This window comes from Saccharibacillus sp. O23, assembly GCF_002205895.1.
GTDB lineage: Bacteria > Bacillota > Bacilli > Paenibacillales > Paenibacillaceae > Saccharibacillus.
Window position 1 is genome coordinate 86,033 of sequence record NZ_NJDE01000011.1, and the last position, 24,321, is coordinate 110,353.

Below are 24,321 nucleotides of genomic sequence, written 5' to 3' on the forward strand. Positions count from 1 at the left end.
ATACGCAAAAAAGAGCCGTCCCGGCCGGGACGGCTCTTTTTTGGCTTTTGGCGTGCCGGGTCGACCGCCGCGCGAACGCCTATCGTTCGCGGCAGCCCGCGCTTCGGTTCGACTCTTCAGCGCGTTCCTTCCATCTTCGGCGCGCTGCGCAGCGTAAGCAGATGCGTCTCCGCCGGCGAACCGAGACGCAGCGGGAAATGGCTCGTGCCGATGCCGCGCGTGATACGCAGCCCCGTCATCCCGCCGTCTTCGGAATCGATGAAATGCGTGCCGTCCAGATAAGTCTTGTAGAACGGCTTGGAGGCTGCCGGGCCGACCAGCGGCAGGCTGATCTGTCCCCCGTGCGTATGGCCCGCGAACGCGTAATTGGCGGAGATGCGCCGCAGCGCCACCACCCATTTGGGATCGTGCATCAGCACGAGCACGCAGTCTTCGCGGCGGATGCGCGGATCGCCGCGCCACATTCCCGCCGGTCCCAGATCGTCGATGCCCGCCAGCCAGATGGTGCTTCCGTTGCGATGAAGCGGCACGTTCTTGCTGCCCAGCGGCTTGACCGCGCATTCTTCGAGCAGGCGATCGAGCTTCTCCATATTCGGCATATACGCTTCGTAATCGTGATTGCCGTATACGGCATAAGCCGGTCCGAGCTTGCGCAGCATGCGCATATTCGCCCGGGTCCGTTCTTCCGGCACGCCGCGATCGGTCAGATCGCCCGCGATCCAGACGATATCGACTTTGCCCAGCAGCGCGGCGATTTCCGCTTCGGGAAGCGCCCTGCGATGGATATCCGCGATGAAATAGACGCGGTAACCGTCGAACTCGGGCGGCAGTCCCGGAATATGCACGTCTTCATGCTCGACGCGGAACGCCATCGCTTCTTTCACCATATGTACGCCCACGCCCGCGGCAACGCCCGCCGCGGCGGCGAGCGCTTGTTTCCAACCGAATTTTATTGCCATGGCCACTTCACTCCTGTCGTCTGGGTCCCCCACCACAGCAGCGTCCCGAGCAGGATCAAGAACAGCAGGATCAACGTTTCGTAGAACCACTTGGTCAGCCGAATCCGTCCCGAAGGATACAGAACGCTGCGCGGCGGCAGCTCTTCGCCTTCCTCTTGTTCTTGCTCGGCTTCCGTCGCGGAGACCGTTCGGAGAGGGGCTTCCCTGCGGGGTTCGGTGCGATAACCCGCAGAGACGCTCTCGGAAACGGTCGGCGGCGAAAGCTCCGGTTCGGACAGAACCGAGCGGTTCTCCGGAACCGACAGCCGAAGAACCGTCGTATCCGACAGCCTCCGCTGGTTCTCCTGCCATTCCTGCTTGAATGTCTGACGCTTGCGGCGCTTTTTTTTGGTACTTGGATGCCGATCCATGCGGCTTAAACGTTCGCTCATCGTTCCTTCTGTTCCCTCCGTTTAATCATGATGCCCGAGATGAAATCGATCAGGAAATGGCAGACGATCGGCGCCCACAACGTGCCCGACTGCACATAGATCCAGCCAAGCCCGTAACTGCTCGCGAATACCCAAGCCGTCGGCAGCCAATGCCGAAGGTAACGGATATGGATAACCGCAAACAAAATGCTTGTCCAATACGGGCCGAGGTGATACTGCAAAGCTCCTCGAAACAAAAGTTCTTCGCATATGGACACGATCGCGGCAATCGCGAAAATATGCCATAGCGGACGATCGCGAAACAACATCGCGTTGATTCCGCCGTCGTCCATGTCTTCTTCGCGGCCCCAGACCGTCATCAAAAAGTCGACGAAAAACATGACGACGGCCAATCCGGCACCCCAGTAAAGAAAGTTCCATCCTGACGGAAACTCCAGCAATCGCAGCGGATTACGGCCCTGCAGCAAGATCCAGACCGTCCCGACCAGCAACGTAAGCCCCTGGGTGAGGTACAGATTCGCCAGCAGCAGACGATCCGTCATTTGGACGGGACCGCGCCGGCGTTCGTTCTCGTTCTTGTTCGTCATGGTTTCGTTCCTCAGTAGCTACAATTTAGATAGCGTAAAACCTATTAAAATGATAACGAAATCGGAACGCTTAATCAAGTTCGGACCTTTTTCGAAAGCGGATTTGGCCCTTTCGGACCGTGTCCGGCGGCCCGGGATTTTTGTCCGGAAAATACGTACGCCGATCCACCTTTTTAAATACAATGATCGGAATTTTCACTTTTATCAAAAACAAAACGCTTATATTTTTGACCATCGTTCGTAAATCCCGAATTTATTTTACCCGTTGACACCCGATGTAACCTTATGTTAAAGTATGAAAAAATTCAACCTGAGCGAAACGCTTTGAAGGAGAACGAACGAAACGCGCATATGCAGAGAACCGGTGGTCGGTGCGAACCGGTAATGCGTCTTCGTCCCGAGCGCTCCCGAGCGTCTGCCCGACCCGCAGCCATGCGGCGTAGGCGCAGCCGGTGTCACGCCGTTACCGTGAAGGGTCGAAACTTTCGACCCGCTAAGGCCGACGTCCGCAAGGACCCGGCGAATTAGGGTGGCACCGCGAGACTCTCGTCCCTTTACCGCGCCAGCGGTATGAGGACGGGAGTCTTTTTTGCGGGCATCTTGCGAACCCGATGTTTCGGCTCAGGTCTGTCCTCTGCTCGATCAACGCGTCTTTCCGTTATTGCAATAACGCATTTATGTCATTTTCTCGATTCGCAGCACCGGTTTTTCGGACGTCCCGCAGCCGCGGAAGACGTTCTTGGAACAATAGGAAGTCGAAGCCTACAGCGTAACGAATAAGGGAGGAAACAAGACGATGTTTAAAGTATTGGTATCGGATCCGATCAGCGATCTGGGCATTCAACAGTTGGTAGAAGCGGCAGATGTGCAAGTGGACAAAAAGACAGGACTTTCCGAAGCCGAATTGATCGAAATCATCGGCGAATACGACGCGCTGCTCGTGCGCAGCCAAACGAAAGTCACCGAAGCGATCATGAACGCGGGTTCCCGCCTCAAAGTCGTCGGACGCGCGGGCGTCGGCGTCGACAATATCGATCTTCCCGCGGCAACCGGCCGCGGCATCATCGTCATCAACGCGCCGGACGGCAACACGATCACGACCTGCGAACACGCCTTCGCCATGATGATGGCGCTCGCCCGGCATATTCCTCAGGCTTACGCCAAGACCGTCGGCGGACAATGGGACCGCAAATTCCTCGGCGTGGAACTGCGCAACAAGAAGCTCGGCGTGCTCGGCATGGGCCGCATCGGCAGCGAAGTGGCGAAACGCGCCAAAGCGTTCGGCATGGACATTCTGGGCTACGATCCGTTCTTGACCGAAGAACGCGCGGAGAAATTGGGCGTTAAACTGTCGAGCGTCGACGACATCGTCAAGAACGCCGATTTCATGACCGTTCATACCCCGCTCACGCCGGAAACGAAACATATGATCTCGACCGCCCAATTCGCCGTAATGAAAAAAGGCATGCGGATCATCAACTGTGCCCGCGGCGGCGTGGTAGACGAAGCGGCGCTGGTCGAAGCGATCGAACAGGGCATCGTGGCAGGCGCAGCGTTCGACGTATTCGAACAAGAACCGCCGGCTCCCGACCACCCGTTCCTGAACAATCCGAAAATCATCGTGACTCCGCACTTGGGCGCTTCGACCGTCGAAGCCCAAGAAAACGTAGCGATCGACGTATCGGAACAAGTGCTGCACATTCTGCGCGACGAGCCGTTCAAGAACGCCGTCAACATGCCGCCGGTCGCCAGCAGCGTCATGAACAAGCTTCAGCCTTACTTCTCGATCGGCGAGAAGCTCGGACGTTTCGCTTCGCAAACGACGAACGCCGCGGTCAAAGCGATCCGCATCGATTATGCCGGCGATCTGTCGGAAGTCGATACGCAGCCGCTGACCCGTTATATCGTCAAAGGCATTCTGACCCGCCATCTGGACGGCGACGTCAATATCGTCAACGCGCTGCATCTCGCCAAAGTCCGCGACTTGAACGTGCAGGTCAGCAGCTCGTCGGCAACCAAAGGCTTTACCAACCTGATCACGGTCACGCTGGTCGAGCAAGACAACACCGAACGTTCGGTAGCGGGAACGCTCCTGTACGGTTACGGCGAACGGATCGTGCAGGTCAACGACTTCCCGATCGACTCGGCTCCGGACAACCATCTGCTGCTCATCTCGCACAATGACCAACCGGGCATCATCGGCAGCATGGGCACCCTGCTCGGCCGCAACGACGTCAATATCGCGACGATGCAGGTCGGCCGTAAAGTCGTAGGCGGCGAAGCGGTCATGCTGCTGAGCGTCGACAAAGAAGTGCCGAAGAACGTGATCGCGGAGCTGGTCGCCCTGCCGGCGATCAACTCGGCGCAGGAAATCACGCTGTAAGGTTGAATGTCCCGATCTTCGATCGGATATTCAACTGTTCGATCGAGAGGAACGACCGGATTTCCCGAAGTCGTTCGGATCAAAAAAAGCTGTACGCGGTTTACGCCGCGTACAGCTTTTTTCTCGCGAAAAGAGATCTCGTTCTGCTCAAGCGCCGAACCGTACGGGTTTCGGTCGGACCCTAACGAAACAAAACCGAAACCCGCAGTCCCCTCCTCATTCCTCCGGCTCTTCCCAGCCGCGCGTGCGCTCGACGGCGTTCTGCCAGCGGCGATACGTCTTCTCCCGCAGCGAAGCTTCCATCTCCGGCCGGAAGAACGCGTCCGGACGATTGAACGAGCGGAACTGATCCCGCTCCCATAATCCGCACTGCAGCCCGGCCAGCATGGCGGCACCGAGCGCGGTGGTCTCGGTCTGTTCGGTACGCACGACATCCAGACCGAGAATATCCGCCTGGAACTGCATCAAGATCCCGTTGCGTACCGCGCCGCCGTCCACCCGCAGCTCGCGTAGCGGAATGCCCGAATCTTTCTCCATGGCGTTCGTGACGTCGCGGGTCTGAAGCGCCAGCGATTCCAGCGTCGCGCGGGCGATATGGCCCGGCTGCGTGCCGCGCGTCAAGCCGAATACGGCGCCTCTGGCGTACATGTCCCAGTACGGAGCGCCCAGCCCCGTGAAAGCGGGAACGATCACGACGCCGCCGGAATCTTCGACGCTCGCGGCAAGAGCTTCCGATTCGCTCGGGTCGGCGATCAGATTCAGTCCGTCTTTGAGCCATTCCACGGCGGCGCCGGCCACGAACACGCTGCCTTCGAGCGCGTAATGCAGCTCGTCCTGCCAGCCCCAAGCGATGGTCGACAGCAGGCCGTGCGTCGAGTTCACCCGTTCGCTGCCGGTATTCAGCAGAATGAAGCAGCCCGTACCGTACGTATTTTTCGCATGGCCCGCTTCCACGCAGGCATGCCCGAACAAAGCGGCCTGCTGATCGCCGAGCACCGAAGCGATTCGGATCTCCGCGCCGCCGAACCATTCCGGCAGCGTCGTTCCGAAATCCGCGCCGGACATCAAGACTTCCGGCAGCATGGAAGCCGGAATATTCAACTCGCGCAGCAGGCGTTCGTCCCAAGCCAGCCGTCCGATATCGAACAGCATGGTCCGCGAAGCATTGGTTACGTCCGTTACGTGCGACCGTCCGCCCGTCAGTTTCCAGATCAGCCACGTATCCACCGTTCCGGCCAACAATTCGCCCGCTTCGGCGCGCGCTCTCGCGCCGGGAATATGCTCCAGCATCCAAGCGATCTTGGTGGCCGAGAAATACGCGTCGACCACGAGTCCCGTCGTCTCGTGTATGTAGCTTTCCAGTCCTCGTTTTTTCAACTCTTCGCATAACGGGGCCGTACGCCGATCCTGCCAGACGATCGCCGGTCCGATCGGCTTGCCGGTCTCCCGTTCCCAGACCAAGGTCGTCTCGCGCTGATTCGTGATCCCGATCGCCGCAATCCGTTCGGGCTGCGCTCCCGAAATCGAGATCGCTTCCCGCGCCGCTTCCAACTGGCTGTTCCAGATCTCTTCCGGATCGTGTTCTACCTGCCCCGGAGAAGGAAAATGCTGCGAAAAAGTCCGCTGTCCCACGGCAACCGGTCTTGCCTCTCCGTCGAAGAGAATCGCCCGGGAACTGGTGGTTCCTTGATCCAGCGCCAAAATAAACGTGCCGTTCATGCCAATCCTTCCTTTCCGTCGCCTGTCTATAGTCGTCCAACCCCCGAATATCCGAATCCGATTCGGTTTCGCGCTTTGCGTAAAAAGAACGTTTCCCTATTTTATCACGAAAAGCGCTCGACAAAAAAACATGCCGGAAATGCTCCGGCATGTTCGCGTTTCAACCTTTCCGACCGATCCGCCGCTTACGCCGTCCGACGTGTATCGTCAAAGGCTTTTGCCGTGCTTGGGCAGCAGTACGCGGAACTTCGTGCCCTCGTCGACCACGCTTTCGACCTGAATGCGTCCGCCGTGAGCATCCACGATATTTTTGACGATGGCCAGTCCCAACCCGGTACCGCTCGAAGCGGCCCGCGTTCTGGCTTTGTCGGCTTTGTAGAACCGTTCGAAGATATAAGGCACGTCTTCGGCAGGAATCCCTCGGCCTTCGTCGGCCACGAAGATCGTCAGCGCCTCGCCTTCGCTCAGCGCCGGTTTGACCGCGATCGTCACGCCGCGCCCCGGAGGCGTATGACGAAAAGCGTTGTCGAGCAGATTGGTCACGACCTGTTCCAAGCGATCTTCGTCCGCCTGATCCAGAACCAATTCGCCTTCCGCGCGTTCGAGCCGGAAGTTCAATTCGCCGTCTTTCGCCCGAACGGCGAATTTGCGATAGACCCGTTCGACCAATTCGCCGATATCGACCCGGTTGCGGACAATATCCGTATGACCGGCTTCCATTCTCGCCAGATCGAGCAGGTCTTTGACCAACCGGCCCATTCGCAGCGACTCGTCATGAATGACGTGCAGCAGCTCTTCCCGTTCTTCCGGCGAATCGGCGAATCCGTCGAGCAGCGCTTCGCTGTAACCTTGCATCATGGACAGCGGCGTACGGATCTCGTGCGAGACGTTCGCCACGAAATCTTTGCGCATCTTCTCCATGTTCACGGCTTCGGTCACGTCGCGAAGCACGGCCACCGCTCCCCGCACTTCGTTGTCTTGAAAAAGCGGCGCCATATTGACGGCCCATACGCTCTGACGAACGAGCACGTTGGCGCTGCGGTCTTCGAGCGTCGTCGTGACCTGCTCGAACAGCGGAAACAGCGGTTCGGGAATCGTGGCCTGCGAAGAAGCGGCATCCGGAACCGATTCGTCTTCCCAACTGATTTTTTTCCAATCCTGAAGCAGGCGGTCGCCTCCCGGATTGGTGAGCTGCACGCGGCCTTCGCGATCGAACGTGATCATGGCGTCGCTCATGCTTCGCAGCACGCCGGCCAACTGTTCTTTTTCGATGTTCAGGTCGCGGATATTTTCTTCGAGCCTTACGGCCATCAGGTTAAAGGTGCTCGCCAGCTCGCCGATTTCGTCATGCGCCTGCACATGCACCCGCGTTCCGTAATCGCCCTGACGAACGGAATCCGCCGCGTCGATCAATTGCCGCATCGGCTGGGTGATTTTTTTGAGCAGGAACAACGCAAAGACGGTCGTCATCGAAAAGCCCACGATTCCTACGTAAATGAGCATTCGTTTGACGGCCGCGGAATTCGCGAACGCGATATCGACGTAAGGCAGCAGGAAAAAGCCCAGAGTCAGCAGGACGCAGGCGACAAGCGCAATGATCGTTAACCACAGCTTGCCGACCAACGTCCGCCACAGCGTGCCGATCCTTTCAGCCCACCCGCCCATCTTACTTCGGAACCTCCAGTTTGTAGCCGACGCCCCATACCGTAGTGATCATGGAAGCGGAGTCGGGCGAAACCTTGTTCAACTTTTCACGCAACCGCTTGACGTGAGTGTCCACCGTGCGCAGGTCGCCGAAAAATTCGTAATTCCAGACGTCTTTGAGCAGTTCTTCCCGGGAGAAGACTTTGTCCGGAGACACGGCCAAATAATGAAGCAGCTCGTATTCTTTCGGCGTCAGGCTGACTTCGTGACCACCGGCCAGCACGCGGTGCGCGTCGTGTTCGATCGTCAGATGCGGGAATACGATATTGTTGCTCGTTCCGCTTTCTTTGGTCAGATAAGCGGTCGCCGAAGAACGGCGCAGGATCGCTTTTACCCGATAGATGACTTCGCGCGGGCTGAACGGTTTGACGACGTAATCGTCGGCACCGACTTCGAACCCTTGCACGCGGTTCACTTCTTCGCCTTTGGCCGTGAGCATCAATACCGGCGTCGATTTGACTTGACGCAGGCGCGCGCAGACTTCCACGCCGTCGATGCCGGGCAGCATGACGTCCAGAATGACCAGCGTGTAATCGCCGTCGGTCGCTTTTTGCAGAGCGGTCTCGCCGTCCTCCGCTTCTTCGATTTCATAGCCTTCTTTTTCCAGATACATGCGAAGCAGACGCCGGATTCTTTCTTCGTCGTCCACTACGAGAATACGCTCTTTTTGATCAGCCACGATGCCACAATCCTTTCGTCTACGGGATGCCGCGGATGAAGGACCGCTCTTGCTCCGGTCCCGTGAGATTCCCGATCAAGTTCTAAGAATTCTTTTTCTCTAAAAGCTGCTTCAGCTCGTTCACTTCGCTTTTGGTCAGATGACGATATAAGCCGCGTTTCAGATTCTGCAAATACAGATTTCCCATCGCGATCCGTTTGAGACGCTTGACCGGATGCGAAATCGCGTCGAACATCCGCCGGACCTGACGATTCTTGCCTTCGTAGATCGTGATGCGGATCGTCGCCTGCTTCTTCTCTTGATCGACGTCGTAATAATCAAGCTCGGCCGGGGCCGTCATGCCGTCTTCCAGCTGAATCCCCCGTCTCAGCTTGTCGAGGGAGTCCCCGTGAGGGATTCCTTCCACCGTCGCCAGATAAGTCTTGGGCACGTGATGGCTCGGATGGGTCAGCTTCTGGGCCAGTTCGCCGTCGTTCGTGAGCAGCAGCAGTCCTTCCGAATCGTAATCCAGACGTCCTACCGGATAAACGCGCTCTTTGATTCCTTTAATGTAATCGGTTACGACCTTGCGGCCTTCCGGGTCCGTTGCGCTCGTGATTACGCCTTTCGGCTTGTTGAGCATCAGGTACAGCTTCTGCTGCGCTTTGATCGGCCGCCCGCTGACGCTGATCTCGTCCGTGTCCGGATCGGCTTTGGTTCCCAGCTCGGTCACGACCTCGCCGTTCACCTCGACCTTGCCCGCCTGAATAAGCTCCTCGCATTTCCGTCTCGAAGCCACGCCGGCTTGGGCTAAAATTTTCTGTAATCGTTCCATAGTCATCCAGTCACCTCATATTCCATCATACCTATACAGGCGTAAAATCACAAGCATCGGCGAGCGCCGTTTTCACGGTTTCGCCATCTTTTCGAGCCGGAAAAACGGGAAGCCCGCGAACCTGTCGTTCCCGTCTGCCCGGACATGCAAAATGAGGCCCGTTCCCCTGCCGGGGTAAGGCCTCATCCGCAAATCCCGTCGTTTTTATTCGCCGGAGTTCTCCTGCGTCTCTTCTTCGCGATATGCCTCTTCCGGCAGATCTTCTCCGCCGGACTCGCCGGGCAGATCGGAGGCGCCGCCGAAAAGAAGACGTTCTTCTTCTTCGGAAGCCACCATCGCTTCGAACGCGGAAGCGTCGGGAAGCTCTTCCAGACCCCCGAGACCGAAATAATCCAGAAACGCTTTGGTCGTTCCGTACAAGATCGGACGTCCGATCGCGTCGGCGCGTCCGGTCTCGACGATCAAATTCTTGTTCGTCAGCGTATGAATCGCCCGTTCGGACTTCACGCCGCGAATTTCTTCGATCTCGATGCGCGTGATCGGCTGGCGGTACGCCACGATCGCGAGCGTCTCCAGAGCGGCCTGCGACAGCGTCGCGCGCGCCGGCGAATACGCCAAACGCTCGAAATATTCGGAATGTTCCGGCAGCGTGGTCAGATGATAAGCGCCGGCCAACTTCGTGACCCGCAGCCCTCTTCCCGACTTGCGCAGATCGCGCTGCAAGCTTTCGACCGCTTTCTGCGCTTCGCCCGGTTTGCATTCGGTAATCTCGGCGACCTGCCTGATATTCAATCCTTCGTCTCCCGCCAGAAACAGGAGACCTTCAATAATCGACTTCAACGTCTGCAAATCCATTTGACGCCGTTTCCCCTCTCCACTCCATTACGATATCGTCGAACAGCCGATCCTGATAGCAGCTCACCTGCTTCATCTTCATCAGTTCGAGTACGGCGAGGAAGGTCACGACGATCTCCTGTCTGTACATCCGTTCGTGCAACACGCTCGAGAACAATATTCGCCCTCCCGGGCCCGCGCCGCGAAGCGCGCTTTCCAGATCCCGCATCCGGTCTTTGACCGAGATCTCGTCCCGGCGGATCCGGGCGACGACCGGTTTGCGGTCGGCCCGAAGCAGCGCGCGCTGAAGCGCGGAGACGAGATCGCCGACATGCAGCCCTTCGACCGGGTTGGAATCTTCTTCCGGCAGAAACGTCGCCAGATCGTCCGGTTCCCGGATATAAATGCGGCCGCGCTCGTACTCTTTCTCGTGCAGCAGGCCGGCGATGCTCTTATACTTCCGATATTCGGTCAGTCTGCGAATCAGGTCCTCCCGCGGATCGGGTTCTTCCTCTTCGTAGAAATCGTACTCTTCCATATCCAGGACCGGAGGTTTAGGCAGAAGCAGTTTGCTCTTGATCGAGAGCAGCGTCGCCGCCATGACCAGAAATTCGCTCGTGACTTCCAACTCGAGCTCCTGCATGCTTCGCAGGTATGCCATATACTGTTCCGTGATCTCGCTGACGGGGATCTGCTGAATATCGATCTCCGCTTTGTCGATCAGGTGCAGCAGCAGGTCGAGCGGCCCTTCGAACGTTTCCAGTTTGTATAGTACAGTCAAGCCGTTTTCCCCTCCGCCCGTATTGCGAACGGTCAGCCTTCGAATTGACGGGTCAGGCTGGCCATTTCAAGCGCCGCAAGCGCCGAATCCCAGCCTTTGTTGCCGGCTTTGGTTCCCGCACGCTCGATCGCCTGTTCGATATTTTCGGTGGTGACGAGGCCGAAGATCGTCGGAACGCCCGTTTTCAAATTGATCGCGGACACGCCTTTCGCCACTTCGTTGCAGACATAATCGTAATGCGTCGTCGAACCGCGGATAACGGTCCCGAGCGTGATTACCGCGTCGTACTTCCCGCTCTCGGCCATCTTCTGCGCGATCAGCGGAATCTCGAACGCGCCCGGTACCCATGCCACGTCCACGTCGCCGTCTTCCGCGCCGTGGCGCTTCAGCGCGTCGAGCGCGCCCGTCAGCAGCTTCGACGTGATGAATTCGTTGAACCGTCCTACGACGATTCCGAATTTATATCCCTGCGAGACCAAGTGTCCTTCGAATACGTTTGCCATTTGTCATCAACCATCCTTTGTCTATTGTATACTAGATTGACCGTTTTGTAGCCTCGGTTTTACAAATTTCTTGATCTTCCGGCTGCCTACGGCTTCGCGTCGTTCTCCGGCGCGGCCGGCGCTTCGTTCTGTTCCAGCGGTTGAAGCGTTTCCTTCGATTCTTCCGCGATCGTTCCTTCTCTTGCCCCGAAATTCAGCAGATGCCCGAGCTTCGACTGTTTGGTATGCAGATAACCCGAATTGTCGGCGTTCTCCGGCATCTGGATCGGCACCCGATCCGCGATCTCCAGGCCGTGTCCTTGCAATCCTTTGATCTTGCGCGGATTATTGGTCAGCAGCCGGATCTTCCGCACGCCGAGATCGCTCAGAATCTGCGCCCCGATCCCGTACTCGCGCAGATCGGCGGCGAAACCGAGCGCCATGTTCGCTTCGACGGTATCCATGCCTTCTTCCTGAAGCTTGTAAGCTTTCAGTTTGTTGATCAGGCCGATGCCGCGTCCTTCTTGGCGCATGTAGAGCAGCACTCCGGCGCCTTCCGCTTCGATCTGCCGCAGAGCGGCTTCCAACTGCGGCCCGCAATCGCAGCGATGGGAATGGAACACGTCTCCGGTGAGGCATTCGGAATGGACCCGCACCAGCACCGGCTTATCCGGATCGATCTCGCCTTTGACCAGCGCCACATGCTCTTTGTCGTCGATCTTGTTGCTGTACGCGACGGCGCGGAATTCGCCGAAATCCGTCGGCAGCCGCACTTCGACTTCGCGGCTTACCAACTGCTCGCGTTCGCTGCGGTATTGGATCAAGTCTTTGATGCTGATCAGCTTCATGTCCCGTCTCTTCGCCAGTTCGATCAGATCCGGCAGACGGGCCATGCTGCCGTCTTCTTTGATCACTTCGCAGATCACGCCGGCCGGTTCCGCTCCGCTGAGGCGCGCCAGATCGACCGCCGCCTCCGTATGGCCGGCCCGCCGCAGAACGCCGCCGTCTTTGGCGATCAGCGGGAACATATGGCCCGGTCTTCGGAAATCGTCGGCCGTCGTCTCGAGCCGCGTGATCGCCTGCGCCGTTAGCGCCCGCTCGTGCGCGGAGATCCCCGTCGTCGTCTGGACATGATCGACCGATACGGTAAAAGCCGTTCCGTGAAAATCCGTGTTGCGCGCCGTCATCGGCTCCAGTTCCAGCAGTTCGGCCCGCTGGCGCGTGATCGGCAGGCAGACCAACCCGCGTCCTTCGGTGATCATGAAGTTCAGGTTCTCCGGGGTAATCCGGTCGGCCAGCGCCACGAAATCCCCTTCGTTCTCGCGGTCTTCGTCATCGACGACCAGAATGATGCGGCCGGCTTTGAGATCGGCGATCGCGTCGTCGATGCTGTCGAAAGCAAATCGTTCGTCCATCGTTGTTCCTCCTCTATCTCTTCGGCGCATCCGTGCTCTTAAGCGTATCCGTGCCGCGACAAGAAACTCTCGTCGATCGCGGAGAACGTCTTCGCCTGCGCGTTGTCCTTCTTCCCGAAACCGAGCAGATGCTCGACGTATTTGCCCAAAATATCGCATTCGACGTTGACGGAACTGCCCGCCTTTTTATGCTGAAGGGCCGTCTCGCCGAGCGTATGCGGGATAATCGATACGCCGAAATGGCCGTTCTCCGCATGCGTCACCGTCAAGCTGATCCCGTCGATCGCGATCGACCCTTTGCCGATGACGTAGCGCATCATGTGCGGATCGTCCGCCTTTAACGTGAATACGACGGCGTTCTGGTCGCGTTCGACCGACACGATCTGCGCCGTGCCGTCCACATGCCCCTGCACGATATGTCCGCCGAACCGTCCGTTCGCCGCGAGCGCCCGTTCCAGATTGACCGGACTTCCGCTGCCGAGCGTACTCAGATTGCTGCTGCGGTAAGTCTGCGGCATGACGTCGACCGTAAATTGATCCCGTTCGTAACTCGTCACGGTCAGGCACACGCCGTTCACGGCGATGCTGTCTCCGATCGCCACATGCTCCAGCACCTTTTTCGCGCCCAGCGTCAGCACCATCGCTTCTCCGCGCCGCTCGGCGCGCCGCAGGCTGCCTACTTCTTCGATCAGACCGGTAAACATAAGTTTCCTCCTCTCTTGTTCTTGTCCGCCGATACGCGGCCATACCGTCTCCGTATGCTCTATTGGGCGCGTGCGGCAGCTTCGCCGCGCGCAAAAGGCCCCGCTCTCGAACGTCATGTTCGAAGGCGGGGCCTGGGATTGAAAAGTCGAATTCGCGTATTTGCCGAAAAATCGGTACGCAAATAAACAGGTATGCCGAATAGACACGTCCTGCCGTTTGCATCTGCCGATCGGCCGCAGTCGAAGACCAAGCATAGATTGTGAAAAAACGGACGAATGACCGAAAACGAAAATTTCAGGATCATTCCGCTTTTTTCGACGCTATGCCTCTTCGCCAGAGCCTATCCTTGCAACGACGCGGCAGCAAAGCCGATCGTTCGCAAGCCAAGCAAATACGACGGTTCCTTTTCTCTTTCTCCCATCCAGACTATAACTGTCGGTCCCGGAATTGCACCGGGTCAGCCGAAAAGCTTCGCTTAAGAAGCGATCCGGGTCACGGACTTCGGCGCTGCGATCCGCGAAGATCGACGCCGTCACCGCCGGTGGGGAATTGCGCCCCGCCCCGAAAGAGTGTATGAGTACCCGGTAATGCCCGGAGTACGGTATTGGTTATGATGGTAGCACGGTAGACAAGGAAATGCAATGACGGACCGATGAACGGCCGAATCGCTTGTCCGAAACGGCTGCCGATCGCGGTACCTGCTCTATTCTTTAAGCCTTTTTCACTTTTTTTTGCTTTTCTTCTGAGTTCTCGTATTGGTTTGGTTTCTTGTGTTCGTCCGGTTCTTCATGTTCGCTGAAGGACTCGGGGTGCTGCGTTTATGTTTTTTCCCGGCATACCAGAATCCCCAAGCGCAGATGATCATGACCATGAACGGGTACATCGCGGTGCCGTTGGGCCAAGGCAGGACAAGCAGCATAAGCAGGCCGATCACGAAAAAGACGGCATAGCCGATTTGAAGAAAACGTTGCATAAGAGTGCTCCTTTGCATGAAATGATGAGGCATGTAAGCGACTACTTTCTACTACTATACACGATTGTTCGAAAACGGTTAACCTACAAAAAAAGAACCTCCCCCGGATCAATTCCGGAGAAGGTTCTTGACGAAGCGGTCGACGGAAATTATTCCGTAACGACTTTGACTTCTTTCATCTTGTCGCCTTGCTTCACGCCGTCGATGAATTCCATGCCGCTCGTCACTTTGCCGAATACGGTGTGAACGCCGTCGAGGTGCGGCTGCGGGCCGTAGCAGATGAAGAACTGGCTGCCGCCCGTGTTCTTGCCGGCGTGAGCCATCGACAGAACGCCTTTGGCGTGACGAGTCACGTTCGTGGACGTTTCGCAGTCGATCTGCCAGCCCGGGCCGCCTGTGCCTGTCCCGTTCGGGCAGCCGCCTTGCGCGACGAAGCCCGGAATGACGCGGTGGAAAGACAGACCGTCGTAGAAACCGGAGTTCGCCAGTTTCTCGAAGTTCGCTACCGTGTTCGGTGCTTCTTCCGGCAGGAATTCAATTTCGACGTGACCGCCGTTTTCGAGCTCGATATATCCTTTTTTCATCATGGTCATCTCCCTTAGGTTGGATCGAATTTGGCCGAATCTCGCCGCGCGAGGTCTTCGGCAACCTTAACCAGTGTACCCGAAAAGGGAGAACAAAGCAAAGACTTGCGATGCCGTTAAATTAATCAAATTCAAATTCTAGCTTGCTCCAATAAAACTAAGTAAATTATCTATTTCGGATTTTAAACTACGCCATTCTTCGTAATCTATAGAGTTCCGATCAAAAGCGGACATGCAAATAATCTTAGCTGAGCCCGTTCGTTTACGCATATTAGGGTATTCTTTTATTTTCTCCGATTGCTCGCATAATTCTACAACTTCTAAACAAATTCTAGTCTTTTCTAGCAAATCAGAAGTTGCTTCAATTCTACGTTTGAAGGAATAATCACCAACAATCGATTCATTTTCAATAGGGGCTTGCACGAGAATGTTCGTATTACTCTTAAGCTCAAACTTTCTTATCAAAGTTGAAGTATATTCATTTTTAGAATCATTTATCTTTTTTTGAGATATCATCAAGGCATTTCTTTGAACGGAATGGTAAAACTTATTAAGCAATTCAGCTTCATTATGAGAAACCCATAAAAAATCTTTTAATTCGTTGTCCAAGGTAAATATGCGTTCTAACGGAACTTTTTGTACTGGATGTATAAGACGTCCCCAATTATTAAACTTAGAGTATCGTAATGGCGCGACATACCTCATAACTTTCGCAATAACTTTCTTCTGATCGAAGTAAACTATAGTCCTTATAGCACTTAAATCAGGTGAGAAATCATGCTGGTTTCGAAAGATTGCTTCTTCTCCGTATTGGCTGCAAAGCCTCCTAATAAACTCGATCCATATTTCATCGTATGCAGTAATTCTGCTTACTAGCTGTTCCGAATCAAAAAAAGAAATAAATTCGTTCGATTCAAGCGCAGATTGCCAATCTTCATTCACAATAAAAAAGTATCGAAAACCTTCCGCTTTATAGCTTGTTATTTTATTTTGAAGAAACTTGCTGTATTTATTATCATTACGAGAACCTGTTATATAATCGATCACCCAAACCTCACCGTCAGAAAATTCAATAGAAAGATCTGGGACGAAATCCATCTCTTTTTTAAGCAAGTACCCTCTTTGGACTTTACATTTATACAAGTTTAGTTGAGTAGATATGTATTCTTGTAAGATCGTTACCCCTACTCTATGCGTGTCACTTTCAAGTTTTCGATATTTTTCGTAATGTTTATAATTCATTGAGCCAACGCATTCTTCTTTAGACTTATGTTTGAAATGACAACTACGAAACGTTTCTGACAAAACCATATGTACAATAGACCCGCAACATTCACAGTAAAAGGCATTTTTCTTAGAATGATTTCTGAATTGTGTTTCTAAAATATTTTTCACTGAAATCCAATCGTAACCTAAATCATAAAGCTTTTGTTTTTCTTCTTCTACATTAACCAACCTATTAAGCAAAAATGCTCTTTCCACATCATTCACCTCGGAATTTGGTCAAATAAAAAGAGAGACATGTAGCAGAAACTCCTTTATTAGAATATTCCAGAAGCACGATTATAAACCTTTATTTTCAAACGAATCGCAATTAAAAAATCCGAATCTCATAATAAATGAGACTCGGTTTTTTTTACATATTATACTTGTTAGAAAGCTTACTTCGCTTCCACGCCCTGCTTCTCCATCCGAGCCGGGATCAGATCGTTGCCCACGATGTCTTCCAGACTCTCGCGGCGGACGACCAGATCGCTTTGTCCGTCTCTGACGAAGACGACGGCCGGACGGCGGATACGGTTGTAGTTGCTCGCCATCGCGTAGTTGTAAGCGCCCGTGCAGGCTACGGCCAGCAGATCGCCGGTGTTCGGCTTCGGCAGCTCGACGTCCCAGATCAGCATATCGCCGCTCTCGCAGCATTTGCCGGCGATCGAGACGGTCTCTTCGTTCGCGTCGCCCGCGCGGTTCGCCAGCAGCGCTTCGTATTTCGATTCGTAGAGCGCCGGACGCGGGTTGTCGGTCATGCCGCCGTCTACCGCCACGTATTTGCGCACGCCCGGAATGTCTTTGCTCGTGCCGACCGTATACAGCGTCGTGCCCGCGTCGCCGACGAGGCTGCGGCCCGGTTCGACCCAGATCTGCGGAAGCTGCGCGTTGATGCCGGCGAAGCCTTTTTTGACCGCGTCCGTGATCGCTTTGACGTATTCGGAGACTTGCAGCGGCGTATCGCCTTCCGTATAACGGATTCCGAAGCCGCCGCCCAGATTCACGACTTTGAATTCGATGCCGAGCTGCTCCTTCACGTCGCGCGCGAAGCCCGCCACGCGTTCGACCGCCATCTCGAAACCTTCCGTCTCGAAGATCTGCGAACCGATATGAGAATGCAGGCCAAGCAGTTCGAGGTTCGGCAGGCCGGCAGCCGTCTTGACCGCTTCGATCGCCGTGCCGTTCTGGATATCGAAACCGAATTTGGAATCGGTCTGACCGGTGGAGATATATTCGTGCGTATGCGCTTCGACGCCCGGCGTCACGCGGAGCAGGATGCTTACTTTCTCATTGCGGTCCGCGGCGATCGCTTGGAGCATCTGAAGTTCCGTGAAGTTGTCCGCCACGAAGCAGCCGATCTTCGCGTCGAGCGCCATCTCGATCTCGTCAGGCGTCTTGTTGTTGCCGTGGAAATGGATGCGGTGCGCCGGGAATCCCGCTTTGAGCGCCGTATAGAGTTCGCCGTCGGACACGACGTCCAGCGACAAGCCTTCTTCGTCGGCGATGCGGCACATGGCGACCGTGCTGAACGCTTTGCTCGCGTAAGCGACTTGGAACGTCAGGCCGGATGCTTCGAACGCTTCGCGGTATTCGCGCGCGCGGCGGCGGATCAACGTCTCGTCCATAATATACAGCGGAGTGCCGTACGTCTGCTTCAGTTCGACGACGTCGCAGCCTCCGATTTCCAAATGCCCTGCGGCATTGATCTTGCTCGTTCCGTGCAGATACATGTGTATTCCTCCGATGTGTTCCGGACCTCGGGCCGTTTAATGATGAAGCAAAAGGGCCTGCGCCGGGATTTGTACCCAGTATAGCAGACCCTTCGATTGCCTCTGAATGGATTAATGCGCAGGAGATTTGTGTTTTTGCTCCCTGCCGCGCGAATTTACATGTTCGGGATGATGCCGAGCACGAGACTCAAGAACTTTTCTTTGACCAATTCGGCCGTCTCCATGACTTCGGCGTGCGACAGCGGCTGATCCAGAATACCCGCGGCCATGTTGGTGATGCAGGAGATTCCGAGCACTTCGATGCCGGCGTGGCGCGCCACGATCGTCTCGGAAACCGTAGACATGCCGACCGCGTCCGCCCCCAGCGTACGCAGCATGCGGATCTCGGCCGGCGTCTCGTAAGACGGTCCGAGCAGTCCGGCGTATACGCCTTCTTTGAAGGTAAAATCATGCTCGGCGGCCGCGTCTTTGGCAACCTGACGCAGTCTGCGGCTGTATGCTTCGGACAAGTCCGGGAAACGAACGCCGAGTTCGTTGTCGTTCGGTCCGATCAGCGGGCTGTTGCCGGTCAGATTGAGATGATCCGACAGCAGCATCAGATCGCCCGGCGAGAACGAGGTGTTCACGCCGCCGGCCGCGTTGGTGACGAGCAGGCTGGCGATGCCGAGATTTTTCATCACGCGAACCGGGAACGCCGTCACGGAAGGCGCGTAGCCTTCGTACATGTGGAAACGGCCTTTCATCATGACGACCGGACGGCCTTGAATGGTGCCGATCAGCAGTTCGCCTTCGTGCCCTTCCACGGTCGAGACCGGGAAATGCGGAATGTCTTCGTAAGGAATCGAGATCGCGTCTTCGATCAGGTTCGCGAGGATGCCGAGACCCGAACCTAGGATCAGTCCGATCTCCGGCCGAATATCGGTCTTGGAGCGGATATAATCCGCCGCTTCTTGAATGCTGCTTGCGTTCGTGTTGGTGTTGGTCACTGGTTTCACGCTCCGTAAACTGATTTGGGACGGCCGCTTCTCCCCGCATGACGATGGCGCTTAAGCGCGGGGATGATGCAGCTCGTAGACTTCTTTCATATTGCGTTTCATCACATGGGTATAGACCTGCGTCGTCGAAATGTCCGAATGGCCGAGCATCTCCTGCACCGAGCGCAGATCCGCGCCGTTCTCCAGCAGATGCGCGGCAAACGAATGGCGCAGCGTATGCGGCGTGATGTCCGTCTCGATGCCGGCCGCCGACGCGTATTTCTTGATAATCTTCCAGAATCCTTGCCGCGTCAGGCGCGTGCCGAGCTGATTCAGGAAAAGAGCGTCTTCTTGTCCGTGCTTGAGAAGCTGGTCGCGCATCGGTCCCAGATAGGCCGCTACCGCTTCCGCCGTCATGCGTCCGATCGGGACGATGCGTTCTTTGCCGGCGGCGCCGCAGCGCAGAAACTTCAACTGCAAATCGATGTCGCCCAGATTCAGCGCGATCAGCTCCGATACCCGGATGCCGGTCGCGTATAAGGCTTCCAACATCGCTTTGTCCCGCGCGCCCTGCGCGTTCGACGGATCGGGCGCGCCGAGCAGCCGTTCCACTTCGGAGACCGACAGCACGACCGGAAGCTTCTTCTCCGGCTTCGGCGTCTCCAGATCCATCGACGGGTCCTGCACGATGATCGACTGCCGAATCAAATAATGGCAAAACGAACGAATAGAGACCGAAGCGCGCACGACGGTGGACGACGCCTTGCCGGAACGCTTCATCTCGTTGAGATAAGCAGCGATATGCGATTTGCGAATCTCGTCCACGGCGGTCAAGCCGCGCCCGTCCGCGAACTCGAGAAACTGCGCCAGATCTCTCCGGTACGACTCGAGCGTGCTCGCGGAGCGCCCTTTCTCCTCCGACATATACGTAATAAACGCGTCCAAATGCGTATTCACTGTTGGCCCCCTCCAAACTTCCTCGGGAAACCGCTCGCCTCCCGTTCGGCATAGCTCCGAATCCCGTTGAATTAAGATTCCACGGCCTCGCCGAATCTCCTTCAAGCCGCAAAAAAAAGCCCCGAACGGATCGAGATCGATCCGCCGGGACCTGCCGCGGCGATGACGCCCCGGACTTCAAACCGATTTCGCTTCGCTTTCTCGCTCAGGCATTTCCGTCCTGCTTATCGCGGCAGCGATGGCAGATGCCTTGAAAATCGAGCCGATGGTCCAGAACCGTAAACCGGTACTCTTGTTCCAACCGCTCTTCGAGCGGCAGCAGCCAATCTTCCCGAATCTCGTCCATGCTGCCGCACTGCACGCAGATCAGATGGTGATGATGATGCTTGTTCGACTCGCCCCTCAGATCGTAACGGGATACGCCGTCGCCGAAATTCATCTTCTCCACCACGTGCATCTCGCTCAGCAGTTCCAGCGTGCGATACACGGTCGCAAGGCCGATCTCCGGCGCTTTCTGCTTGACCAGCATGAACACGTCTTCCGCGCTCAGATGGTCTTCTTCGTTCTCCAGCAAAACGCGAACGGTTGCTTCCCGCTGGGGCGTCAACTTATATCCTTTGGACTGCAATTGTTGCTTGATACTGTCGATCCGCGCTTCCATGCTTCTCCTCCCCCTCGGAGCATGCCCGTTCATGCCGGCCGTTCTCCACTCAAACTCACGTTCCCTATTATAGAAGTTACCAGGGTTTAAAGTCAAACCTTTCCGGCGCTCGCAAAGCTTCAGATCGGCCAATTCCCCGTCAGCTTCCGGATCTGCCAAGCGTAGACGGCCATCAGCGTCTTGGCGTCTCCGATCCGCCCCGCGCGGATATGTTCGAACGCTTCTTCGAGCGTCATCTCGATCACTTCCAAGAACTCGTCTTCGTCCGGCTGCAGCGTGCCTTGCGTCAGTTCTTCGGCCGCGTAGAAATGGATGATCTCGTCCGCGAAGCCCGGCGAAGTATAGAACGAAGACAGGTGGATCAGCTCGGGAGCCCGATATCCGGTCTCTTCTTCCAATTCGCGAGCCGCCGCTTCGCGCGGATCTTCGCCCCGTTCCAATTTGCCTGCCGGGATCTCGATCTGCGTGCGTCCGAGCGGCTGACGGAATTGTTCGACCATCAGCAGCTTATCGTCTCGGATCGCCAGTACCGCTACCGCGCCCGGATGTTTGACGATCTCTCGTTTGGCCGTCGCGCCGTCCGACATTTTCACGGTATCGATCTGGACCTTGATGATTTTCCCGTCAAAAATAGGCTCGCTGCCTATCGTCGTTTCCCACAGTTTTTCTTTTCCCGGTTCCATCGTGTCGTCTCCGCCCTTCGCTTCATAAAATAGGAACTCCGGCTTTCGCCGCTTCTTGCGCTCAGCCGCGCACCGATTGGCGCACGATCTCGATCACGAATTCGGCCAGTTTGCTCAAATCTTCGACTTTGATCTTCTCGTCGGTCGTGTGGATATTCTCGTAACCGACCGACAGGTTGACCGTCGGCACGCCGTGGCCGTTGAACACGTTCGCGTCGCTGCCGCCGCCCGATTGGAACGTGCGTCCGCTGAGACCGAGCTGCGCCGCCGCTTTTTTCGCCAGCTGCACCACTTCGGAGTCGTCCGTATGGCTGAACGAAGGATAGACCATGCGGCTCTCGAAGACCGCTTTGGCGCCGTATTCGCCGCATGCGGATTCCAGCGCTTCTCGCATGGACGCGATCTGCGCTTCGACTTTCTCCTGCACCGTGCTGCGCGCTTCCGCTTCCAGCTTGGCGAAATCCGTCACGACGTTCGTCGCGCCGCCGCCGGAGAAGCTGCCGATGTTGGCCGTGGTGTCTTTGTCGATGCGGCCAAGCTTCATGCGCGAGATCGCTTTGCCGGCGACTTGAATCGCGCTGATGCCGTCTTCCGGATTCACGCCGGCATGCGCCGATTTTCCGTGAATCTCCATCGTGATCTTGGCCTGCGCGGGAGCCGACACGGCAATCTCGCCGATCTCGCCGTTGGAGTCCACCGCAAAGCCGAAGTCCGCGTCCAGCAGCGAAGCGTCCATCGCGCGCGCGCCCATCAGGCCCGATTCTTCGCCCGCCGTGATCACGAACTGAATCTGACCGTGCGGAATCTCTTGTTCGCGCAGCACGCGGATGAGTTCGAACAACGCGGCAAGGCCCGCTTTGTCGTCCGCGCCCAAAATGGTATCGCCGGAACTTCTGATCCATCCGTCTTCGCCGATCACCGGCTTGATGCCGCGGCCCGGCACGACCGTATCCATATGGCAGGTAAAGAACAGCTTCGGCGCGTCCACGCCTTCCGTCGCCGGCAGCACCGCGATCAGATTGCCCGCTCCGTGTCCGGAACGCGACGCCGAATCGTCTTCCGTCACTTCCAGCCCGTGCAGTTTGAACTTGCTGGTCAGTACGTCGGCGATCAGCCGTTCGTTTTTCGTTTCGCTGTCGATTTGCACCAATTCGAGGAATTCGTGCACCAGTCTCTGCGTATCCATCATGCAAACTTCCCTCCGCTTTCCCGATAAGCTAAAATAGATTCCATGAACGGATGATCCGTTCCTCTCTCCTATCTTACTAGGAATCGAGGCAAAAACCAAAGAAGGCGCTCCCGCGCGGCCTTCTCCACTATCGACGAAAAGAGGTTCGACGGCTTCATGCAAAACAAAAAATGGTTCAAAATCTTTATCTGGGTCATGCTGATCGCCATGGTCGGCTCGGTATTCCTCGGGCTGGTCGAAGTGTTTTTGTAAAAGAGTCCCGTTTTCTCGAACGCGCAAAAAGCCGGCTTTTTCCGTCGGCTTTTTTGTTTGGAAAAAGGCAGCCGAACAACCGCGGGCCCGTAAAAAGCCCTCTAAAGGACCTGTGTTCCGTCACGTTAAAAATCGTGACAAAAAGATCCCGGCATCGGTGCCCGGGATCTCCGTTTCGAAAATATCGAATCTCTTCGCGCTTTTCGGTTCTTTTCTCGTGCGAATCCTCAATACAGCTTCGTGTCCAGCGAATAGCCTTCCAGATTTTCTTTGACCCGCTGCAGGAAACGTCCGCATATCAGGCCGTCGAGAATCCGGTGGTCCAGCGACAAGCAGAAGTTCGCCATCGAGCGTACGCCGACCATGTCGTTGATGACGACCGGGCGTTTGACGATCGATTCGAACGTGAGCTGAGCCGCCTGCGGGTAGTTGATGATCGGCTGCGACAAGATCGAGCCGAACGAACCGGTGTTGTTGACCGTGAACGTGCCGCCCTGCATATCGTCGAGCTTCAGCGTGCGTTCGCGCGTGCGGCGGGCCAGATCGTCGATCTCCATCGCGAGGCCCGCGATGTTTTTCTGATCGGCTTTCTTGATCACCGGTGTCAGTACGGAATCTTCGGTACCGACCGCCAGGGAGATGTTGATATCGCGTTTGACGATGATCTTGTCGACCGCCCAGACCGAGTTCATGATCGGGTAATCTTTGATCGCGTTGACGACCGCTTTTATGACGAACGCCGGATAGGTCAGGTTGACGCCTTCTTTGCGTTTGAACTCGTCTTTGTATTTGTTGCGCAGTTTGACCAGATTGGTCATGTCGACTTCGATCATCATCCAGCCGTGCGGAATCTCGGCCACGCTCTGGCGCATGCGCGTCGCGATCGTGTTGCGGATCGGCGTGACGTCGATAAACGTCTCGTTGCTGCCGCGTCCGCCGTCTTCGATCTCGATCTTCGGCAGCGGCGGATTCTCGCTGAGATGCAGGCCGGAATGTCGGACTTCGTTGTAGGCCGACGGGGCCTGAGCCGCGAACTGCGGCGGCTGCGGAGCGGCGAACGAGGCCGCGCCCGCCTGCGGCGAAGGCTGCGCCGCCGGAGCGGCCGAGGCCGCTTGGGACGCGCCTCCGTGCTCCAGATGCCGGAGCACGTCTTTGCGCGTCACCCGGCCGCCCATGCCGCTGCCGGGAATGACGGCCGGATCGAGGCCGTGCTGCGCCGCCAGCGCTTGCACCGCCGGCGAATAGCGGGCGCGCGCATCGCCCGTAAGGCGCGGCGCGCCGGCCGCTTGCGAAGCGGCCGGCTGCGGCGCGGACGGCGCCGGGGCCGCGGGCTGCGCGGCTTGAGCCGCCGGACCGGACGCGGCGGAAGCTTCGCAGCTGCCGCCCGCGACCGCGATGCGGCAGATGATCTCGCCGACGGCCACTTCCTGGCCTTCGGAGGCCAGCAGTCCGCCCATGACGCCTTCTTCCGTCGAAGGAATCTCGCCGTTGACTTTATCCGTGATTACTTCGCAGTACGGTTCGTACAGCTCGACGGAGTCGCCCGGTCGTTTGATCCA

The 24,321-nt window shown here is 56.6% G+C and carries 24 protein-coding genes and 1 riboswitch; of the genes, 2 read left to right on the forward strand and 22 right to left on the reverse strand.

Annotation, left to right across the window (positions count from 1 at the left end; genetic code table 11):
- Positions 1 to 116 precede the first annotated feature (116 nt).
- From CDO73_RS16210 to CDO73_RS16215, 3 genes are read right to left on the reverse strand one after another with little or no spacing between them, the layout of a single operon-like run.
- Entirely contained in the window at positions 117 to 959 is an 843-nt protein-coding gene (locus tag CDO73_RS16210) for a metallophosphoesterase (RefSeq protein WP_179218722.1), read from the reverse strand.
- Complete coding sequence (locus tag CDO73_RS26800) at positions 950 to 1,390, reverse strand: hypothetical protein (RefSeq protein WP_179218723.1); 441 nt, start codon at positions 1,388 to 1,390, stop codon at positions 950 to 952. The genes CDO73_RS16210 and CDO73_RS26800 overlap by 10 nt, the downstream gene beginning before the upstream one ends.
- Entirely contained in the window at positions 1,387 to 1,977 is a 591-nt protein-coding gene (locus CDO73_RS16215) for a type II CAAX endopeptidase family protein (protein ID WP_088489571.1), read from the reverse strand. Before CDO73_RS16215 ends, CDO73_RS26800 begins: the two co-directional genes overlap by 4 nt.
- Positions 1,978 to 2,773: 796 nt before the next feature.
- On the opposite strand from CDO73_RS16215, the gene serA reads away from it, so the two are divergent.
- Complete coding sequence (gene serA, locus CDO73_RS16220) at positions 2,774 to 4,360, forward strand: phosphoglycerate dehydrogenase (RefSeq protein WP_088489572.1); 1,587 nt, start codon at positions 2,774 to 2,776, stop codon at positions 4,358 to 4,360.
- A gap of 216 nt (positions 4,361 to 4,576) precedes the next feature.
- Here serA and glpK read toward each other — a convergent pair whose 3' ends face one another.
- The 18 genes from glpK to CDO73_RS16315 form a co-directional block, all read right to left on the reverse strand.
- On the reverse strand, positions 4,577 to 6,079 hold the full coding sequence (gene glpK / locus CDO73_RS16230; protein ID WP_088489574.1) for a glycerol kinase GlpK: 1,503 nt from the start codon (positions 6,077 to 6,079) through the stop codon (positions 4,577 to 4,579).
- 207 nt (positions 6,080 to 6,286) lie between these two features.
- On the reverse strand, positions 6,287 to 7,744 hold the full coding sequence (locus CDO73_RS16235; protein WP_088489575.1) for a HAMP domain-containing sensor histidine kinase: 1,458 nt from the start codon (positions 7,742 to 7,744) through the stop codon (positions 6,287 to 6,289).
- Position 7,745: 1 nt separating this feature from the next.
- Positions 7,746 to 8,462 (reverse strand): response regulator transcription factor, encoded by a 717-nt coding sequence (locus CDO73_RS16240; RefSeq protein ID WP_088489576.1) that lies wholly within the window; start codon positions 8,460 to 8,462, stop codon positions 7,746 to 7,748.
- An 82-nt stretch (positions 8,463 to 8,544) separates the two neighbouring features.
- The gene (locus CDO73_RS16245) at positions 8,545 to 9,276 is read right to left on the reverse strand and encodes a pseudouridine synthase (RefSeq protein WP_088489577.1); all 732 of its coding nucleotides are present in this window, start codon (positions 9,274 to 9,276) and stop codon (positions 8,545 to 8,547) included.
- 204 nt (positions 9,277 to 9,480) lie between these two features.
- Positions 9,481 to 10,131, reverse strand: a complete 651-nt coding sequence (gene scpB / locus CDO73_RS16250; RefSeq protein WP_256972721.1) for an SMC-Scp complex subunit ScpB — start codon at positions 10,129 to 10,131, stop codon at positions 9,481 to 9,483.
- Complete coding sequence (locus CDO73_RS16255; protein WP_088489578.1) at positions 10,100 to 10,891, reverse strand: segregation and condensation protein A; 792 nt, start codon at positions 10,889 to 10,891, stop codon at positions 10,100 to 10,102. Before CDO73_RS16255 ends, scpB begins: the two co-directional genes overlap by 32 nt.
- 32 nt (positions 10,892 to 10,923) lie before the next feature.
- Positions 10,924 to 11,394 (reverse strand): 6,7-dimethyl-8-ribityllumazine synthase, encoded by a 471-nt coding sequence (gene ribH / locus CDO73_RS16260; RefSeq protein WP_088489579.1) that lies wholly within the window; start codon positions 11,392 to 11,394, stop codon positions 10,924 to 10,926.
- An 86-nt stretch (positions 11,395 to 11,480) separates the two neighbouring features.
- Positions 11,481 to 12,788, reverse strand: coding sequence for a bifunctional 3,4-dihydroxy-2-butanone-4-phosphate synthase/GTP cyclohydrolase II (locus CDO73_RS16265; RefSeq protein ID WP_088489580.1), 1,308 nt, complete (start codon positions 12,786 to 12,788; stop codon positions 11,481 to 11,483).
- A 38-nt stretch (positions 12,789 to 12,826) separates the two neighbouring features.
- Positions 12,827 to 13,492, reverse strand: coding sequence for a riboflavin synthase (gene ribE, locus CDO73_RS16270; RefSeq protein ID WP_088489581.1), 666 nt, complete (start codon positions 13,490 to 13,492; stop codon positions 12,827 to 12,829).
- 406 nt (positions 13,493 to 13,898) lie between these two features.
- A riboswitch (FMN riboswitch) is annotated at positions 13,899 to 14,066 on the reverse strand.
- A 148-nt stretch (positions 14,067 to 14,214) separates the two neighbouring features.
- Complete coding sequence (locus CDO73_RS16275) at positions 14,215 to 14,466, reverse strand: hypothetical protein (RefSeq protein ID WP_088489582.1); 252 nt, start codon at positions 14,464 to 14,466, stop codon at positions 14,215 to 14,217.
- 149 nt (positions 14,467 to 14,615) lie between these two features.
- Positions 14,616 to 15,050: a peptidylprolyl isomerase gene (locus CDO73_RS16280; protein WP_087797023.1), complete on the reverse strand. Its 435-nt coding sequence runs from the start codon at positions 15,048 to 15,050 to the stop codon at positions 14,616 to 14,618.
- Positions 15,051 to 15,188: 138 nt separating this feature from the next.
- Positions 15,189 to 16,532 (reverse strand): competence protein CoiA family protein, encoded by a 1,344-nt coding sequence (locus CDO73_RS16285; RefSeq protein ID WP_143536140.1) that lies wholly within the window; start codon positions 16,530 to 16,532, stop codon positions 15,189 to 15,191.
- Between the two features lie 179 nt (positions 16,533 to 16,711).
- Entirely contained in the window at positions 16,712 to 18,046 is a 1,335-nt protein-coding gene (gene lysA, locus CDO73_RS16290) for a diaminopimelate decarboxylase (protein WP_088489584.1), read from the reverse strand.
- A 155-nt stretch (positions 18,047 to 18,201) separates the two neighbouring features.
- Entirely contained in the window at positions 18,202 to 19,032 is an 831-nt protein-coding gene (locus CDO73_RS16295; RefSeq protein WP_088489585.1) for a purine-nucleoside phosphorylase, read from the reverse strand.
- A 60-nt stretch (positions 19,033 to 19,092) separates the two neighbouring features.
- The gene (xerD, locus tag CDO73_RS16300) at positions 19,093 to 19,977 is read right to left on the reverse strand and encodes a site-specific tyrosine recombinase XerD (RefSeq protein WP_088489586.1); all 885 of its coding nucleotides are present in this window, start codon (positions 19,975 to 19,977) and stop codon (positions 19,093 to 19,095) included.
- 205 nt (positions 19,978 to 20,182) lie between these two features.
- The gene (gene fur, locus CDO73_RS16305) at positions 20,183 to 20,638 is read right to left on the reverse strand and encodes a ferric iron uptake transcriptional regulator (RefSeq protein WP_088489587.1); all 456 of its coding nucleotides are present in this window, start codon (positions 20,636 to 20,638) and stop codon (positions 20,183 to 20,185) included.
- Positions 20,639 to 20,757: 119 nt separating this feature from the next.
- Positions 20,758 to 21,321, reverse strand: coding sequence for an NUDIX domain-containing protein (locus tag CDO73_RS16310; RefSeq protein ID WP_088489588.1), 564 nt, complete (start codon positions 21,319 to 21,321; stop codon positions 20,758 to 20,760).
- Positions 21,322 to 21,382: 61 nt separating this feature from the next.
- Entirely contained in the window at positions 21,383 to 22,510 is a 1,128-nt protein-coding gene (locus CDO73_RS16315) for a M20/M25/M40 family metallo-hydrolase (protein ID WP_088489589.1), read from the reverse strand.
- Positions 22,511 to 22,666: 156 nt separating this feature from the next.
- On the opposite strand from CDO73_RS16315, the gene prli42 reads away from it, so the two are divergent.
- The gene (gene prli42 / locus CDO73_RS16320; RefSeq protein WP_088489590.1) at positions 22,667 to 22,762 is read left to right on the forward strand and encodes a stressosome-associated protein Prli42; all 96 of its coding nucleotides are present in this window, start codon (positions 22,667 to 22,669) and stop codon (positions 22,760 to 22,762) included.
- 227 nt (positions 22,763 to 22,989) lie between these two features.
- Here prli42 and CDO73_RS16325 read toward each other — a convergent pair.
- Positions 22,990 to 24,321, reverse strand: a 1,332-nt coding sequence (locus tag CDO73_RS16325) for a dihydrolipoamide acetyltransferase family protein (protein ID WP_088489591.1), incomplete at its 5' end; no start/stop codon positions are given.